The following is a 16559-nucleotide window of genomic DNA, read 5'->3' on the forward strand; positions in this document are numbered from 1 at the left end:
TATAAGTTCTTCACCAGAATATGAATGATGAGAGGGCACATCCTCTCTAAGTGCGTTATCCTTAGAAGTTGATTCAGAAAAATTACGAGGTCCTCCTCGATCTACCCAAATAGCGAAAGTGGTTCACGACTCGTGTTCAATTCACTCTCTGACCGGTTGACAGCAACCTTCAAAAACCTCCGCGGCAAAGGTCGCCTCTCCGAAGCCGATATTGACGCTACCGTACGGGAAATCCGTCGTGCGCTCTTGGACGCTGACGTTGCAGTGCCGGTGGTACGAGAGTTCACCGCTCACGTTAAAGAACGTGCACTGGGTCAAGAAGTCTCTGAAGCGCTTAACCCCAGCCAGCAAATCGTCAAAATTGTTAACGAAGAACTCGTCAACATTTTGGGCGGTCAGACTCGTCGAATCAATATGGCGAAGTCTGGGCCTACCATCATTATGCTTGCCGGTCTTCAAGGTGCTGGTAAAACCACTCTCTCGGGGAAGCTATCTCACTGGCTCAAAAGCCAAGGACACACACCCATGTTGGTGGCTTCTGACCTTCAGCGCCCTAACGCCGTTAACCAGCTAAAAGTTGTTGGTGAACGCGCTGGAGTTCCTGTTTATGCTCCACATCCCGGTGTCACTTCTGAATTTGATGTACCCACTGGCGACCCTGTACAAGTTGCTCGCGATGGTGTGGCAGAGGCCCGCGCAAAATTGCATGACGTGGTCATTGTCGATACCGCAGGTCGTCTCGGCGTCGATGCTGAATTGATGCAACAGGCACGAGACATCCGCAACGCGATTGAACCGGATGAGGTTCTTTTTGTCATTGATGCGATGATTGGTCAAGATGCTGTAAACACCGCACTTGCCTTTAACGAGGGCGTCGACTTTACGGGTGTTGTCCTTTCAAAACTTGATGGTGACGCACGTGGTGGTGCGGCACTTTCTGTTGCATCGGTAACGGGCAAACCCATTATGTTTGCTTCAACTGGTGAGAACCTTGACGAGTTTGAACAGTTCCATCCTGACCGTATGGCATCTCGTATCTTGGATATGGGCGATGTGCTCACTCTCATTGAGCAAGCAGAAGCCAGCTGGGATAAGGCTGAAGCTGACCGCATGGCCCAAAAATTTGCTGACCAAGAGGACTTCACCTTTGAAGACTTCCTCGCTCAGATGCAGCAGATTCGCAAAATGGGTTCTATGAAAAAGCTGTTGATGATGATGCCTGGTGCTGCTCAGATTCGTCAGCAACTCGACGCATTTGACGAACGTGAAATTGATCGTGTTGAGGCAATCGTCCGTTCGATGACCCCGCATGAACGTGTTGCCCCCAAAATTATTAACGGTTCACGACGGGCTCGTATTGCTCGCGGTGCAGGCGTCACTGTTTCTGAAGTCAATCAGCTCATGGAGCGTTTTGCTCAAGCTCAAAAGATGATGAAGAAACTTGCCTCCGGCAATATGGCAGGTCTGCCCGGTGGAATGCAAATGCCTGGAATGGCAGCTGCTGCCGGCGCTGCACGTAAAGCGAATAAGAAGAAGGGCAAGAATGCGAAGAAGGCTCGTTCTGGTAATCCCGCAAAGCGCGAACAGCAATTAGCGGCAGCTCAGAAGAAACAGAGTGCACCTGCTGGTTCTGCCTTTGGAAACACCGGACAAGATTTTGACGCCTCAGAGCTGAACCTTCCTAAAGGTTTTGAGAAGTTCTTAGGTTCAGATAAATAAAGTTTCTTGACCATATGTGAGCTACGGTTACGTAGCTCGTACAGAAGTCTTTAGCGCTCAAAAATCATTGTGTGCGGTTATCAAGCACTAAAGACTTCTGTGCTTTTTCCTGTTGCCTCAACACTACGTATGGCGTGACATCGTACTCTTTGGTTTCTTGGGGTACACCAGAAAAATAAGAATCGTTATTCTTGTGATAAAACAAGAGAGCTTAGGGAGAATCCCTGTAGTGTTATGCCTAAGACATAGATACCGATAAAAACTCACGTGAGGGTTTTTATGGCTAAGGGTCAGGAGAAGATGATGGCTGATACTTATCTTTCTGAAGAAGAACTCATCCAATTTATTGCGACTTTACCGACACGGCGTATGGCTGCTGGCGCGTTAATTCGTAATGAGAAGAATGAGTTTCTTGCTGTACAACCCAATTACCGTGACGGATGGGCTCTTCCTGGCGGCACTATTGAAACGGGAGAAGCCCCTCAACGAGGTTGTTTCCGTGAAGTTCTTGAAGAAGTCGGTTTAGAACTTGAGCCAGGGCGTTTACTGGTCATTTTTCATGGACTGCAAATGGGTGTGTGGGGTGATTCTTCATATTATTTCTATGATGGTGGTGTCATTGACTCTGATACTCCTATCAACGTGCAGTCGGAAGAACTTTTAGGGTACCGTTGGGTGGCATTAGAAGATGCTTCACAATATTTTAAACATTCTTTAGCAGACCGCCTTCGTACCTGTTATGAGGCTTTAGAATCTGGAGAGATGATTGAACTGAGTTCTGAAGATTCGTAGAAGCTATGTTCTCACGGTATCCTTATCAGAAGGTGCTTTAGCCATCACAGGTGTGCGTAGAAAGGACGTGATGATGTCGAACAATTTCCCTGAAAATTCAGAAGAAAACGTGCCTTGGGGACGAGAGAACGCTATATGGGCAGAAATTCATCTCAGCTACTGTGTAGCCCTTGATGGCGAGAGAGAATATGGTATCGACCAAAACGGTCCTATCGACGCCGGAATAACCTATGAAGAACTCACCGAACTCTTCTCCTTAAAATGTGATGAGGTCAAAATTCCTGACGCTGAACAGCTTTCATCACAAGAAATAGAACAACAACGTGAGCAAGATGGCGCCGAGAACACAACAGAAGACGAAGACCTCTTCTATGCTGATGAAGAAATTCTTCAACAACTCACCAATATTCTGGGGGACCTGCCAGAAATCATTGTCTATGAAAAAACTGTTACGGCAGTAGTTGCCCACGTACTGTGTACACCCGATGATTCTGAAAATACTGACGTTCTTCGTGTACTAGTACCTCAACAAGATGGGGTATTCTTACGGGGAGAAACCCTTGAGAACTACGCTCAAAAAATCCAAGAACGTATCGAGGCTGATATGATGAGCATCGTTTTACCTCGAGACCGTGACTATTCCATAGAGCTAACTTCTTTAGGAGAGACCCTAGATATTAACACTTTTGCGGTAGGTACGGCTGCTACTTTTCCAATATCTTCTGAGATTCTTCAAGAACAGATACGTCTGCTCTCAGCAACAGAACAGCTTGAAGTTAAAGACTGCGAATCTGGTTGGTCTATCGTATGGGGAAATTCTTTTCTGATTGCTCAACTGATACGTCAGTTACAGTATCCGGCAATCATGGTAACCTCATCTGCCCATGGGGTACATATGGCGTGTTTTATTCCTGAACAAAAGGAAAACCATGATTGGCATAATCAGCTATGGGATACGTGGATTGAGAAACTGCGTGACGGTTTTAAAATGCCTCTTCCACTCATTGATACGACAGAAGGGCACTTAGTTGACTTCTTCTGGGGGCCGTCGAAAACTATTAACCCTCATCTTCCAGAATCTTTGTATGCGAGGGGTACTTTCTTAGCGGAGATGGTACAACGACTGTCTGGTGTTCTTCCTGATTCTTTTCAAGAACAACGTATCTTAGAGCATCTTGAACAATTCATGTGGGCATACCATGTTGATGAGAATTTTATGCACCGTCTTCACCTATATTTACAAGATTATGGGTCTTTGCTGAGTGCTGAATCAGTGATACAACTTTTATGCGCTCCAGCAGAATTGCAAGAGTTCTTTCGCGAGATATCTGATGCAACATTTTTTAGTGCTCATGAACATCAACATGAGAGAACACCAACGGTAGAGGACTCTCAACAAGCAATTCTGGTGATGGCTGAACCGATGAATGAGTTAGAGACTCAAAAAATAGTTGAGTCTCTTTCTCTTTTGATTCAGGATTCGCCAGCTGAATCTGAATCTTCTTCGGAGCCGGAAGAAGACATCGAAGAAAAAGATGTGTTTGAGATACTTCAACAGAACCCTTGGATACTACGGGCAGATGCTGCTCTGACATTGAGCATTTCAGCAATTCTCGGAATTTTAGCTTATCGTGACAAGAAACATGGGGGCTCTGCACCTCTGAAAATGTTAGCTTCCTTAGCCGGTGCTGGGGTGGGCACAGCGGAACTTCTTTGGGGGCAGAAGTACCTACAGCAGAAAGAATTAGACCGGCAGAAGTCAAAGCAGGATGATGAGGTGTCTCAACCTCAAAAATCTGTTCTCGAAGAACTACGAGAATACGCTCTTGAGGTCGAAAAACAGCGTCAGGAGAAAAAACAGAACCAACTGTCAGGGGCGAAACAATATATTAATAAAAAAATATTCCGTTCCGTACGTTCACGATCGTCGGAGAACTGATGGAACACAGCATTTCTCAGTATGTTCGAAAGAGCATCGATATTGATCCTGATTGGCAACGTCCCACTCCGTCCCAAAGGTCGTTACGCTACGACATCTGGCTGTGCCTTGCTACCTCATTATTGGCTTTTGTGTCGTCTATTAGCTATCAGAGTTTAGGTCTTTTTGGTGATAACCATCAAGAAATTTTGTGGTCTTATATCTTGGCTCAGCTGATGGTGCTACCCTTGACCGTTCGACGACGCTACCCTTTGACGGCCTTTGCTGTTGCAACGTTGATATTCTTTGTTCCACCGTCGTTAACGGTTTCACCACCGATATATTTCACGTTAATTTTTCAAGGAACCTACTTATTCCTGCTATATACGGTGATTGCATGGGGACAAGACCGAAAACTTGTGTGGATGTCTGTCTACATCGTGATTTTCTTGACGATTGTGTGGATTACTATTGCGTGGACTCTTCAGGGCGTTGCACTTTTTAACGTCAACGAGATGGCGCAGAACGGGCCTATCGATACTTCACTTGCCACGTTGCTGACCTTATGCATAAATAATGGGCTGTACTTTGGTTCAGGTATTGCTTTGGGGCGTATCTCATGGATTCGAGCTTACCAAAGTGAAATATTAGAAAATCAGCGTCATGAGCTAGAACAACAAAGCGAACAACTCGCACAAGATAGAGTTGTTCGTGAACGTTTACGTGTAGCACGCGAACTTCATGATTCGGTAGGTCACCATATATCTGTTATTTCACTTCAATCTGGTGCTGCTCGGTGCCTGCTCCATAAATATCCTGATAAAGCCACTGAAGCATTACAGAACGTTGAACAAAGCGCCAGTACAGCCATCACAGAGATGCGCTCTATCGTGCGTCTCCTACGTCATGATGGGGAACATTCACAGGCTGAAGGAAACCTGACCTATAATGAACCGACGCTAGAACAATTGCAACAACTTTTTATCGAAGTTGAAGCCTCGGGGATTCACGTAGAGTATTTAACGTCCGAACATCAGGAAAAGTCTTTAACAAAAATTCCGCAGGGCACACAGAGCTCCATCTACCGGATGATTCAAGAATCTCTAAACAACGTACGTCGTCACTCTCTTGCTCGTACAGTGCACGTCATTGTTCGTTCTGTCGAGGTCAATTATCGAGTGTGGATCGAAATAGAAATCATTGACGATGGATGTTTGAAGAAGGAACATACCGATATACCTTCTTCACGTTATGGGCTACGTGGTATTAAAGAACGCGCTGAAGCCTTAGGTGGCTCAGCAACTTACGGACACCGCACTAATGCTCAGGGTTGGTTCGTGTACATTCGTATACCAGAAAGACATAGTGAGAACACATGAGTGTAGATACTATTCGAGTGCTTTTAGCAGATGATCAAGACCTTGTCCGTAATGGTTTTTCGATGATTCTTTCTGTCGAAGAGAATATTCAGGTGGTGGGGGAGGCTCACAACGGTCAAGAAGCTTTAGACTTGTGCCTTCAGCTCAAACCTGATGTCGTGTTAATGGATGTGCAGATGCCTGTCCTTGACGGTATCAGCGCAACCTCACAGATTGTTCAGCGGACTGATTCAAAAGTCCTTGTTTTGACGACTTTCGATCGTGATGACTATCTTTTTGGGGCGCTTAATGCTGGGGCGAGTGGCTTTTTGCTGAAAACCTGCACTGCAGAAAAACTGATAGAAGCTATTGAACAAGTTCACGGAGGTTTAGCTTTGCTCAGCCCAGAGGTGACTTTACCGGTAATTCAAAAGATTATTGCCGCTGCTGAACCTTCAACATCAAGTACGCGTTCAGGGGCTGTAGCTGGTTCTATTGTGTCGTCACCAGAATGTTCTGCAGAAGACCAATTATGCATTGAGTCTTTGACAACTCGTGAACGGGAAACCCTGAACTATTTAGCAAAAGGTATGACAAATGCAGAGATTGCAGAACAAATGTTTTTAGGGGCCTCCACCGTTAAAACCCATGTGTCTAATATTCTGGCAAAAACTCATTCTCGAGATAGAGTTAACGCGGTTATTTTTGCGTATCGTACCGGTCTCGTGGAGTAATACAACAGTAAATCCCCTCAATAAATCAGTCTGATGGGGGAGTTCTTCCGTGACGGAAGTTTTTAGACTAATAGTGATTAGTCACATCAGATGTGGCTTCTTGTGAAAGCTACTGATGGCACAACGAAAGGTTCACTATGGTCGAATATTTAGGCACTCATATACCGCCTAATGGATCTCTTGAAATTTCTCATGTGAGTAAAAGTTTTGGAGAGAAAAAAGTACTAGAAGACATTAATTTCACCATTAATGCTGGCGTTCTTACCGGTTTCTTGGGAGCGAACGGCTCTGGTAAAACAACAACGATGCGTATCATCATGGGGCTTCTAGAGCCTTCTCAAGGTGAAATTCTTTATCGTGGCGAGAAGATGACCAGCCAGCACCGTAAAACGTTTGGTTATATGCCAGAAGAACGTGGTCTATACCCTAAACAGCCTCTTCTGTCTCAGCTGGTGTACTTGGGACAATTGCACGGAATGGATGTTAGCACGGCAAAGAGCGAAGCTACCGATTACCTTGAATTTATGGGATTAGGAGAGCATCTCAATAGCAAACTTGAATCTCTTTCATTGGGCAATCAACAGCGTGTACAAATTATTGCCTCCATCCTGCATCATCCGCAGGCTTTAATTCTCGATGAGCCATTCTCTGGCCTTGACCCGCAGGGCGTAGAAAATATGGTTCAGCTATTGTATAAAATCGCTCGCTCTGGTGTTCCAGTAATGTTCTCTTCACATCAGCTAGATTTGATCGACAGATTATGTGAAGAAGTTGTGATTTTGCATCAGGGGACTATCCGTGCTGCGGGCGATGCTCAGCAACTGCGTGAAGACACCCCGAAACGTTTTAAGATGCAGGCAACAACAGAGTTGGGCTGGCTTCGAGATTATGAAGGCGTCCATGTGCTTGATTTCCAAGGAACTCAGGCCCTTTTAGAGTTTATACATCCTATTGAACAGGTGCGTCCTGAGTTGCTTCGTCATGCTATAGAACGAGGGATGACGGAGTTTTCGCGTATATTGCCAACATTAGGGGATATCTATCGAGGAGTAACTGAACAATGAATAAGTCCGTTGCGCCGTGGCGCATTGTTATGGTTCGTGAAATAAGCACAAAGCTTCGAGATAAAACTTTTATCATTAGTACGCTTTTTTCTGTCGTGATTATTGTCCTCAGCATGGGTCTTAACATATGGTTAGGGCAGAAAAATAGTCACTACACTGTTGCTGTTACTAGCCAAAAAGCTCAACAATTAGTGGAAAGTTCTACGAAAGTTATTCAGGACCAAGACCCTGACGGTTCTTTAACTGCTCAGCTTTTTGACTCTGAACAGTTAGCTCAGCATGCGGTAGAAGATGATGATGTTGATGCGTACCTCAAAGAGCTTTCCTCTGAACAGGGATGGGAATTGGTCTATAAGGATTCTGCGCAGAATACGTTGACGCGTGTTCTTGAAGATACTGTTTTTACGCAACAAATAGAACAGAATGCTGCTCAAGCCGGTATCTCTTGGCAAGAGTTACAGCAGGGGACCTCGCTGAAAGTTTCCATGCTTAAGGAATCCGATAATCACGGTATTGCTTTGCTGGTTGGCGTTATCTTTGCCATGGTTTTCTATATGTCGTCACTGATTTTTGGTCAGTTGATTGCCATGAGCGTGGTTGAGGAGAAACAGAATCGTATAGTTGAGATTATTGCTACGGCAATTCCTATTTCTCAACTTTTGGCGGGAAAAGTTCTTGGTAACGTTATTCTTGCAGTTGGGCAAATGCTGCTCTACGGAGTTGTTGCTCTAACGGGTCTGAACATCTTTGGTATTGCTCAGGAATATGCGTGGATTCTTCCCTCTGCCGGTTGGTTTGCGGTGTTCTACGTGGTCGGTTTTGCGGCAGTTGCGACGATATGGGCTGCTGTTGGTGCAATGTCTTCGCGCGTGGAAGATATCGGTTCGTTAGCTTCTCCTTTGACGATTATTCTGATGGCTGCATTTTTTGCTGGTATTTACTCTTCGGGGGTTATCCTAACTGTTGTCTCCTATCTTCCTATTGCTTCTTCTATTGCAATGCCCATGAGGATGCTGCGAGAAGACGTCTTTTTCTGGGAGCCAATATTGTCTTTGGTGTTTGCGCTGGTAGCGACGTGGGGTATGACGTTGTGGGGTGCCAAGATTTATCGTCATCAAGTGATGCGTTCGGGCAGTGCCGCTACGTGGAAGCAAGTTCTTTTGAAAAAAGAACAGAAATAGTTTGTGACTTTATCAATAACATCGTGAAAATACCTGCGAAGTTCTGGATTAACGTTCACAGCTCTGGCATACTTGCACAGGTACCCGATAGGTGCGGGCCTCTCACCGCATCGTATTGTGTTCATTTTAGAGATTGTATGGACGGCCGGCCCCACCGGAGCAGAAATACAATTTCGCCTGAAACAAAGAAACAGGAGAGTCCACTACAGTGGCTGTTAAAATTCGTCTGAAGCGTATGGGTAAGATCCGCGATCCTCGTTACCGTGTTGTCGTTATGGACTCACGTACTAAGCGTGACGGTCGTGCGATTGAAGAAATCGGTCTATACCATCCGACCGAGAACCCTTCCTTTATCCAGATTGATTCTGAGCGTGCTCAGTACTGGCTATCTGTTGGCGCACAGCCAACCGAACAGGTACGCGCATTGCTCAAGCTCACCGGTGACCTAGCAGCATTCAAGGGTGAAAAAGCAGAATCTGCTGTAAAGCCTGTAGACGCTAAGCCTGAGTTCGTTGTCCCTGAAAAGGGCTCCGTCATTCTCCCTGAAGCTATCACCCCCAAGGCTGAAGCTAAGGAAGAAGAAGCTCAGGTAGCTGAAGAAGCTACTGAGGAAGCAGCTGAGTAATTATGTTGGCCGATGCCCTTGAGCACCTCGTTCGAGGAATAGTCAGCAACCCCGACGACGTTAAAGTTCGTTCTCGTAGCGGTCGTCGTGGTGACTTCCTAGAGGTTCGGGTTAACCCTGATGATCTAGGTCGTGTGATTGGGCGTCAAGGACGCACCGCGAATAATATTCGCACCGTTATTGACGCAATCAACGATGGCGACCACATTCGTGTGGACGTCGTCGATACTGATCGCCAACGCTAAAAATTTTATAAACAAAGCATGTTTATCGGGGAGTCCCAAGCCTGAACTAGGCTTGGGACTCCTTTGCGTAGAGCTGTTATAGCTCAAACACGATAGACTAGAACCCAAGAACTGACACTTTAACGCTCACCGCTATTGAGCAGACCATTCGAGGAGAACCTCATGCAAATTTTAGTTGCGCGTATCGGTAAGCCACACGGCATCCGCGGAGAAGTAACCGTAGAACTTTTTACTGATTCTCCTCAAGAACGTTTTGCTCGCGGAGAGCAATTGAGTATTGAAAATTATCAGCCTGAAACTCCCGTAGGAGCTATCGCACCTGAAGGGGTTTTGACGGTGGCTCAAAGCCGGTGGAATAAGAAAATTCTGGTTGTTCGTTTTGAAGAGGTTACTTCACGCAACCAAGCTGAAACCCTACGAAATACACGGTTAACTTTTGATGCTTCTGAGGTAGATTCTTCAGAAGGATACTACGAACATGATGTAGTAGATTTACCCGTCTACTTATATCATGACATTCCTGAGGGGGAACTTCCCGAAGGTGAAGGCATTGGCACTGTTACCGGATTACAAACAATGCCAGCTCAAGATTTACTCTTAGTACGATTACACAATGGCGAAGAAACAATGATTCCTTTCGTTGAACAGATTGTTCCTGAAGTGGATATCGAAGAAGGATTTGTTTTGATTGATCCGCCAGAAGGTCTTTTAACCCTAGGCAGTGAAGAATCAGAGGATCAATAGAATGCGTTATGATGTTGTCACCATTTTCCCTGAATACCTTGAGCCTCTACGCTTATCACTTCTGGGCAAGGCTCAAGAACAGGGAATTGTCGATATACGTATTCACCATCTTCGTGACTACGCCTTTGACCGCCACAAAACTGTAGATGATACCCCTTACGGTGGTGGTGCCGGGATGGTCATGAAAGCAGAACCTTGGGCATTAGCTTTAGAAGATGTTTTAACAACAAAAACGTCACAAGAGCGTCCTCTGCTGTTAGTGCCATCTCCTGCTGGAGTAGTTTTTAACCAGCGTTTAGCTGAAGAACTTTCAGAGCGTGAGCACCTCGTGTTTGCCCCTGCCCGCTATGAGGGGATTGATGAGAGAGTCTTTGACTGGGCAAAAACCTCCTTCGACGTAATGCCAGTATCCCTTGGAGACTATGTGCTGTATGGGGGAGAAGTTGCTGTTCTTACGATGATTGAAGCGATTACTCGTCTGCTCCCTGGGGCAATGGGCAACCCCCAATCGTTAGAAGAAGAATCACATACAGGCGGATTGCTAGAGTACCCCGTGTACACAAAACCTGCTCAATGGCGTGGGCATGATATTCCAGATGTTTTATTATCTGGTAATCATGCGATGATCGCTCGGTGGCGCAGAGATGAACAACTAAGACGGACATTTACCCGCCGATATGACATGATTGAGTCGTTGTCCGAAGAACAATTAGATACACAGGATTTATCCTTACTCCAAAAATTACGAGAGCAAAACTAAAAAATCTTTTATGAGCTCTTGATATGTTAATCCTCTAAAGTTCTGGTCGTAGAGCCGTATTTATGTCATAATTATTTTTCGTGTTCATTTTGGGTACGCCCCTGCCGTAGGGGGATGAGCGACCATAACAAAATGAACCGTAGACTCCACCTAACGGTGTCTACGTATTTTGGAACTCTGTCACTTCAGATATGTAGATAGTAGACAGAAGTATCACGAGACTATTAGACCTACGGCTGGTAGCTCATGGAGAACTCAATGCAGACTCTTGACTTCATTGACAACAAGTCACTTCGTAACGACATCCCCGAATTCGGCCCCGGCGACACCCTCAACGTTCACGTTAACATCGTTGAAGGTAACCGCTCTCGTGTTCAGATCTTCAAGGGATTCGTTGTAGGCCGTCAGGGTGCTGGCGTTCGCGAAACCTTCACCGTCCGCAAGGTATCCTTCGGTGTTGGTGTTGAGCGTACCTTCCCAGTACACTCCCCGGTTATCGACAAAATTGAGGTTGTTACCCGCGGTGACGTTCGCCGTGCAAAGCTCTACTACATGCGTGATCGCCACGGTAAAGCTGCACGTATCCGCGAAAAGCGCGAAAAGACCGCGTAATCTTTCACGGATGGACCATACTTTAAGGTCACAACCAACGAACAGGCGCCCCATCCGTTATGGGTGGCGGCGCCTGTTCGCTGTTATTTTTTCGATAGCGATTCTCTGCGTCATTCTTATCAGAGCCTTCCTCTTCGATGTTTTTTATATACCTTCCTCATCGATGGAACCGACTCTAGAACCTGGTGATCGTATTCTCGTCAGCAGACTCGATACATCAGTCCAACGAGGAGACCTCGTTGTTTTCGATGGAACAGGCTCTTTCGACCCCTATCGTGGAACAAATCCTTGGCTACATGACCCTCTAGGAACTTTAGGGCAATGGGTTGGTTTGAAAGGCTCCCAAACTATTTACGTTAAACGTGTAGTGGGTGTTGCCGGAGATAGAATAACTTGTTGTTCAGATACTGGTACTTTGTTGCTTAACGGTCAAGAACTTGAAGAACCCTATCTTTTTCCCGGAGATGACCCTTCCACCGTCAACTTTGATGTTATTGTGCCATCGGGGCGTATCTGGGTGATGGGGGACCACCGTTCAGTATCAGAAGATTCTCGTGCTTTGTTAGCGGCACCGGGCGGAGGTATGATTCGGGAAGAAAAAATTATCGGTAAACCCATTTACCGTATTCTTCCCCTCCAACATTTTGGAGCTCTTGAACACATAGCAACTCATTAACCCAATATATACAGCGGATTTTCAGTAAATATCCTTCTAAATATGGGCCTATTGCCCAAGAGTTTTCCCGTATCCTTAATTTTAATAATCTTATAGAAGGCAGAAAGAACGGTATGTCTCAGTCTCCAGACCATGAAGAATCTCAACCGCAGAACAATGCAGAGGGTAATGTCGATGCATCACTCTTACATAAGAACGTTCCCCCTGCAGGGCACACCGGATTCATCGGACAAGTCAAAGAATTCGCTACAGTTATACTCTATGCTTTGGTGATTGCTTTCATTCTCAAAACATTCGTTACTCGAGGGTTCTACATTCCTTCTGGATCAATGGAAAATACCCTCGAAATCAACGACCGTGTCTTTGTAAATGTTGCTGGTTCAATGTTTAGCCAAGCTGAACGAGGCGATATTATCGTGTTCAAAGACACTCAAGGGTGGATTGAATCCTCTCCTCATCGTTCTAACCCCATTGCCGATGCACTATCCTTCGTCGGTCTCCTTCCTGATAGCTCCGATAAATATCTTGTCAAACGTGTCATTGGTGTTGGAGGTGACCATGTTGTCTGTTGCTCTGCAAATGGCAGAATCATGGTCAATGGTGTAGCTATCGACGAAACATACCTTTATCCAGGTGCAAAGCCTTCTGACATTCCATTTGACGTCATCGTCCCTGAAAACTCATATTTTGTTCTTGGCGATCACCGCAATAATTCAGCAGACTCTCGATACCACATCGAAGATGGTCATGAATTTATTAGCGATAGCGACGTTGAAGGCAAAGTCTTTGTGCGTGCATGGCCGCTTAACCGCTTCGAATTTATTGGCGGAGCACATGATGTCTTTGCAGACGTCCCCGGAAATAAAGCTTCAGAAAAGTGAGTGTTATCCCGCAAACTGCCTCACTCGATATTGAACAAGAATATTTCTCTGAAGGTGTTCAATTCATCGTGGGTATGGACGAAGTCGGTAGAGGTTCTCTAGCTGGGCCGGTTGGTGTTGGTGTTGCACTTCTTTCAGCTCAACAACACCATATCGTAGAAGGGCTAACTGACTCTAAAGCCCTCAGCGCCAAAAAAAGAGAAGCTCTCGTACCTATCATCAAAAACTGGTGTGCTACCGGTCTTGGATATTCTTCTGCTCAAGAGATTGATGCGATGGGCATGACGCTGGCCTTACGCCTAGCGGGGCAACGAGCTTTATCTCAGGCTCTTCTTGACCCACGAGTTAGCTCTTTCCCCTCGCAAATTCTTTTAGACGGTTCTCATAACTGGTTTACTCCTCACCCGCCTGACTTACTGAGTGCATTAGATGAAGCACATCAGCTCTACCAAGAACTTGCTGACGAGAACTGGAACGAACACGTCGCCTCAAAATATCCAAACCAACAGCCTTGGAACATACCGGTCACAACAATTGTTAAAGGTGACTACCGTTGCGCATGTATTGCAGCTGCATCAGTAATAGCGAAAGTTCATCGTGACCATCTCATGGAAAAACTAGCACAAGAAAACACCTCGTATGGTTGGGACAAGAACAAAGGTTATGGTTCAAAAGCACATCGTGAAGCATTAGCTGCATACGGGGCAAGTGCTCATCATCGGCTTAGCTGGAACTTAGGCCTTGAACCGCAACAACTCAAAGAGGCATATATACAACGAATGGTAGAAACATTATGAGTGCAGAAGATCTCGAAAAATACGAAACTCAGGCACAACTAGCCTTATATGAGGAATACCAGAAAGTTTTTGAACTCTTCCGCTATGTTGTCGAGACCGACCGTCGTTTCTATCTAGCTAATAGCGTAGAAGTTACCCCACATATACAACAGGGAAGCGTCTACTTTGAGGTGATGATGAACGACGTATGGGTATGGGATTTTTTCCGATCATCACGTTTCGTCAAAAATGTACACGTTTATTCTTTCAAAGACGTAAATGTTGAAGAGCGTCTTGCGGATGCTGAGCTTGTTGTTCCACACATCCCTGGTTTTGGTGAAGAATAGTACCCCGTATCGCGGTCTAAAACTACGATAAAACCACACACCATAAGGCTGTGGAGAAACTCCTCAACCCCTATCGAAGGCTCTCTTATCCCCAAAATCTTGTTGTTAACGCTGTAAGAGTATCTACTATTGCATGCTGGTATCCAAGAAAACATACCTGCAATGAACGGATACCAGATACTTCATGACACAGCACCTACTCACCGGAGCATGGGGCGAACGTCTTGCCCTTGAAATACTCACCTGCCAAGGCTACACCCTTCTCGAGAAAAACTGGCGGCCACAGCCCCTTCCCGGAGAACCACCACTACGTGGAGAAATAGACGCCGTTCTACTCGACACCGAAACAAACCTCATCTTCCTCGAAGTAAAAACCCGTACCACACAACACTACGGGCACCCCTTTGAAGCGATTCACCACGGCAAAACAAAAAAGCTCAAACAGCTTGCCTACCACTGGTGCGCCACCCACGAAATGCACGATATCGCACATATTCAGTTAGACGCCGTAGCCATCACTGGCACCCCAGAAAAGTTCACCTTCGAACACCTCAAAAAGGTCAGCTGATGGCATACGCAAAAACCTATTCTGTTGCATTAGTAGGAATCAACGGACACCTCATCGAAGTTGAGGCTGACATCTCCCAAGCCTTGCCTGCCTTCGTCCTTTTAGGCTTACCCGATAACTCTTTAAACGAAGCGAAAGACAGAATACGCTCTGCTGTCAAAAACTCGGGAATGTCACTAGCACAACGAAAGATAACGGTAAACCTCAGCCCCGCAACTTTACCTAAACGTGGATCAGCATTTGACCTAGCCATGGCCATAGCAGCACTAACCGCAGACCAAAAAATACGTCATATCTCCGATACTGTATTCCTTGGCGAACTCGGACTAGACGGTAGGCTCCGAAGAATACCTGGAGTTCTCCCATCTGTTAAAGCCGCAATAGAAGCAGGCTTCTCCCACGTCGTCGTTCCCGAAGAAAATGCCCAAGAAGCCCAACTTATCCCAGGCGCTCACATCACCGCATGCCGTTCCCTTGCACAAGTTCTCGCACTCCTAGGAGCAGACCCTACAACACTTAAAGAAACACCACCAACACCGCCCAAAGAACGCCCCAACACCACAGAAAAACCCCAGCTCACAGCAGATATGGCAGATATCGCAGGACAAGCAGAAGGCCGTCTTGCCTTAGAAATTGCAGCTGCAGGTGGACACCATCTACTCCTCAAAGGACCGCCAGGCTCTGGCAAAACAATGCTCGCTGAACGGCTAACAACCATCCTGCCTCCACTAGATGACATCAGCGCTATGGAAGTTACCGCTATACATTCTTTAGATATGGGAGAACAACCCTGCCAAGAACTCATCCGAACACCACCTTTCCAAGCACCACACCATACGGCATCAGCAGCATCAATACTAGGTGGAGGCAGCGGAATACCACGCCCCGGAAGTATCTCTAAAGCACATAGGGGAGTGCTCTTCCTCGACGAAACCCCCGAATTTAAAAGAACAGTCCTCGATGCCCTCCGACAACCACTAGAATCTGGCGAAATCACCCTACACCGTGCAACAGCAACAGCAACCTACCCCGCACGTTTCCAACTCATTCTCGCTGCAAACCCCTGCCCCTGCGGCCACAACGTTGGACAAGGACTAGAGTGCAGATGTACCTCTAAAGAACGAAGAAACTACTTCGGAAAACTCTCGGGACCACTACTTGACCGAATAGACATACACATCACCATACCTAAAGTCCTCTCCCACGAATTAGACCACCACCAAAAACCTGAAGACAGTGCAACTATCTGCGCACGAGTACAACAAGCACGCAACCTTCAAAAAGAACGCTTAGCACCTTATGGGCTACTCACCAACGCTGACATGAACGGCCAACTACTCCGCGGCACCTTCAAACTTAATACCCGACTCACCAGCGGACTTAACCGTGCTATGGACCAAGGCAATCTGAGCGCTCGCGGATACGACCGAATCCTCAGAACAGCATGGACTCTAGCAGACCTTGACGGCACCAGCAGCCCCACAACACACCATATTGACACCGCACTATACTTCCGACACCTCAGCCAAGAACACCTCAACGCATAGAATACCGACCAA

At 46.2% G+C, this 16559-nt stretch carries 18 protein-coding genes; all 18 read left to right on the forward strand.

Annotated features, from left to right (window positions below; translation table 11 throughout):
- The first annotated feature begins 132 nt into the window (after positions 1-132).
- The 18 genes from ffh (at position 133) to ACN081_RS03705 (ending at position 16547) form a co-directional block, all read left to right on the forward strand.
- The gene (ffh, locus tag ACN081_RS03620) at positions 133-1719 is read left to right on the forward strand and encodes a signal recognition particle protein (RefSeq protein ID WP_419103695.1); all 1587 of its coding nucleotides are present in this window, start codon (positions 133-135) and stop codon (positions 1717-1719) included.
- 303 nt (positions 1720-2022) lie between these two features.
- Entirely contained in the window at positions 2023-2511 is a 489-nt protein-coding gene (locus ACN081_RS03625; protein ID WP_419103722.1) for an NUDIX domain-containing protein, read from the forward strand.
- A 70-nt stretch (positions 2512-2581) separates the two neighbouring features.
- Complete coding sequence (locus tag ACN081_RS03630; RefSeq protein WP_419106988.1) at positions 2582-4450, forward strand: hypothetical protein; 1869 nt, start codon at positions 2582-2584, stop codon at positions 4448-4450.
- Positions 4450-5808 carry a sensor histidine kinase gene (locus ACN081_RS03635; RefSeq protein WP_419106989.1) on the forward strand — a complete coding sequence of 453 codons (1359 nt, stop codon included), beginning with the start codon at positions 4450-4452 and terminating at the stop codon, positions 5806-5808. Before ACN081_RS03630 ends, ACN081_RS03635 begins: the two co-directional genes overlap by 1 nt.
- Entirely contained in the window at positions 5805-6521 is a 717-nt protein-coding gene (locus ACN081_RS03640; protein ID WP_419103692.1) for a response regulator, read from the forward strand. The genes ACN081_RS03635 and ACN081_RS03640 overlap by 4 nt, the downstream gene beginning before the upstream one ends.
- Positions 6522-6715: 194 nt before the next feature.
- On the forward strand, positions 6716-7585 hold the full coding sequence (locus tag ACN081_RS03645; protein WP_419106990.1) for an ABC transporter ATP-binding protein: 870 nt from the start codon (positions 6716-6718) through the stop codon (positions 7583-7585).
- Positions 7582-8766 carry an ABC transporter permease gene (locus ACN081_RS03650; protein WP_419106991.1) on the forward strand — a complete coding sequence of 395 codons (1185 nt, stop codon included), beginning with the start codon at positions 7582-7584 and terminating at the stop codon, positions 8764-8766. The genes ACN081_RS03645 and ACN081_RS03650 overlap by 4 nt, the downstream gene beginning before the upstream one ends.
- Positions 8767-8974: 208 nt before the next feature.
- Entirely contained in the window at positions 8975-9391 is a 417-nt protein-coding gene (gene rpsP / locus ACN081_RS03655) for a 30S ribosomal protein S16 (RefSeq protein ID WP_419103689.1), read from the forward strand.
- Between the two features lie 2 nt (positions 9392-9393).
- A complete protein-coding gene (locus ACN081_RS03660) occupies positions 9394-9636 on the forward strand; it encodes an RNA-binding protein (RefSeq protein WP_419103688.1) in 243 nt (80 codons plus the stop codon).
- Between the two features lie 162 nt (positions 9637-9798).
- Entirely contained in the window at positions 9799-10380 is a 582-nt protein-coding gene (gene rimM, locus ACN081_RS03665; protein ID WP_419103687.1) for a ribosome maturation factor RimM, read from the forward strand.
- Between the two features lies 1 nt (position 10381).
- On the forward strand, positions 10382-11140 hold the full coding sequence (gene trmD / locus ACN081_RS03670; RefSeq protein WP_419103686.1) for a tRNA (guanosine(37)-N1)-methyltransferase TrmD: 759 nt from the start codon (positions 10382-10384) through the stop codon (positions 11138-11140).
- A gap of 258 nt (positions 11141-11398) precedes the next feature.
- Positions 11399-11752, forward strand: coding sequence for a 50S ribosomal protein L19 (gene rplS / locus ACN081_RS03675; RefSeq protein ID WP_419103685.1), 354 nt, complete (start codon positions 11399-11401; stop codon positions 11750-11752).
- Between the two features lie 10 nt (positions 11753-11762).
- A complete protein-coding gene (gene lepB / locus ACN081_RS03680; protein ID WP_419103684.1) occupies positions 11763-12428 on the forward strand; it encodes a signal peptidase I in 666 nt (221 codons plus the stop codon).
- A 113-nt stretch (positions 12429-12541) separates the two neighbouring features.
- Positions 12542-13309, forward strand: a complete 768-nt coding sequence (gene lepB / locus ACN081_RS03685) for a signal peptidase I (protein ID WP_419103683.1) — start codon at positions 12542-12544, stop codon at positions 13307-13309.
- Positions 13306-14106, forward strand: a complete 801-nt coding sequence (locus tag ACN081_RS03690; protein WP_419106992.1) for a ribonuclease HII — start codon at positions 13306-13308, stop codon at positions 14104-14106. Before lepB (ACN081_RS03685) ends, ACN081_RS03690 begins: the two co-directional genes overlap by 4 nt.
- The gene (locus ACN081_RS03695; RefSeq protein WP_419103681.1) at positions 14103-14432 is read left to right on the forward strand and encodes a DUF2469 family protein; all 330 of its coding nucleotides are present in this window, start codon (positions 14103-14105) and stop codon (positions 14430-14432) included. Before ACN081_RS03690 ends, ACN081_RS03695 begins: the two co-directional genes overlap by 4 nt.
- 184 nt (positions 14433-14616) lie before the next feature.
- Positions 14617-15000, forward strand: coding sequence for a YraN family protein (locus ACN081_RS03700; protein WP_419106993.1), 384 nt, complete (start codon positions 14617-14619; stop codon positions 14998-15000).
- Positions 15000-16547: a YifB family Mg chelatase-like AAA ATPase gene (locus ACN081_RS03705; protein WP_419106994.1), complete on the forward strand. Its 1548-nt coding sequence runs from the start codon at positions 15000-15002 to the stop codon at positions 16545-16547. Before ACN081_RS03700 ends, ACN081_RS03705 begins: the two co-directional genes overlap by 1 nt.
- Positions 16548-16559: the final 12 nt, after the last annotated feature.

This window comes from Rothia sp. P13129 (genome assembly GCF_048512865.1).
Classification (GTDB): domain Bacteria; phylum Actinomycetota; class Actinomycetes; order Actinomycetales; family Micrococcaceae; genus Rothia.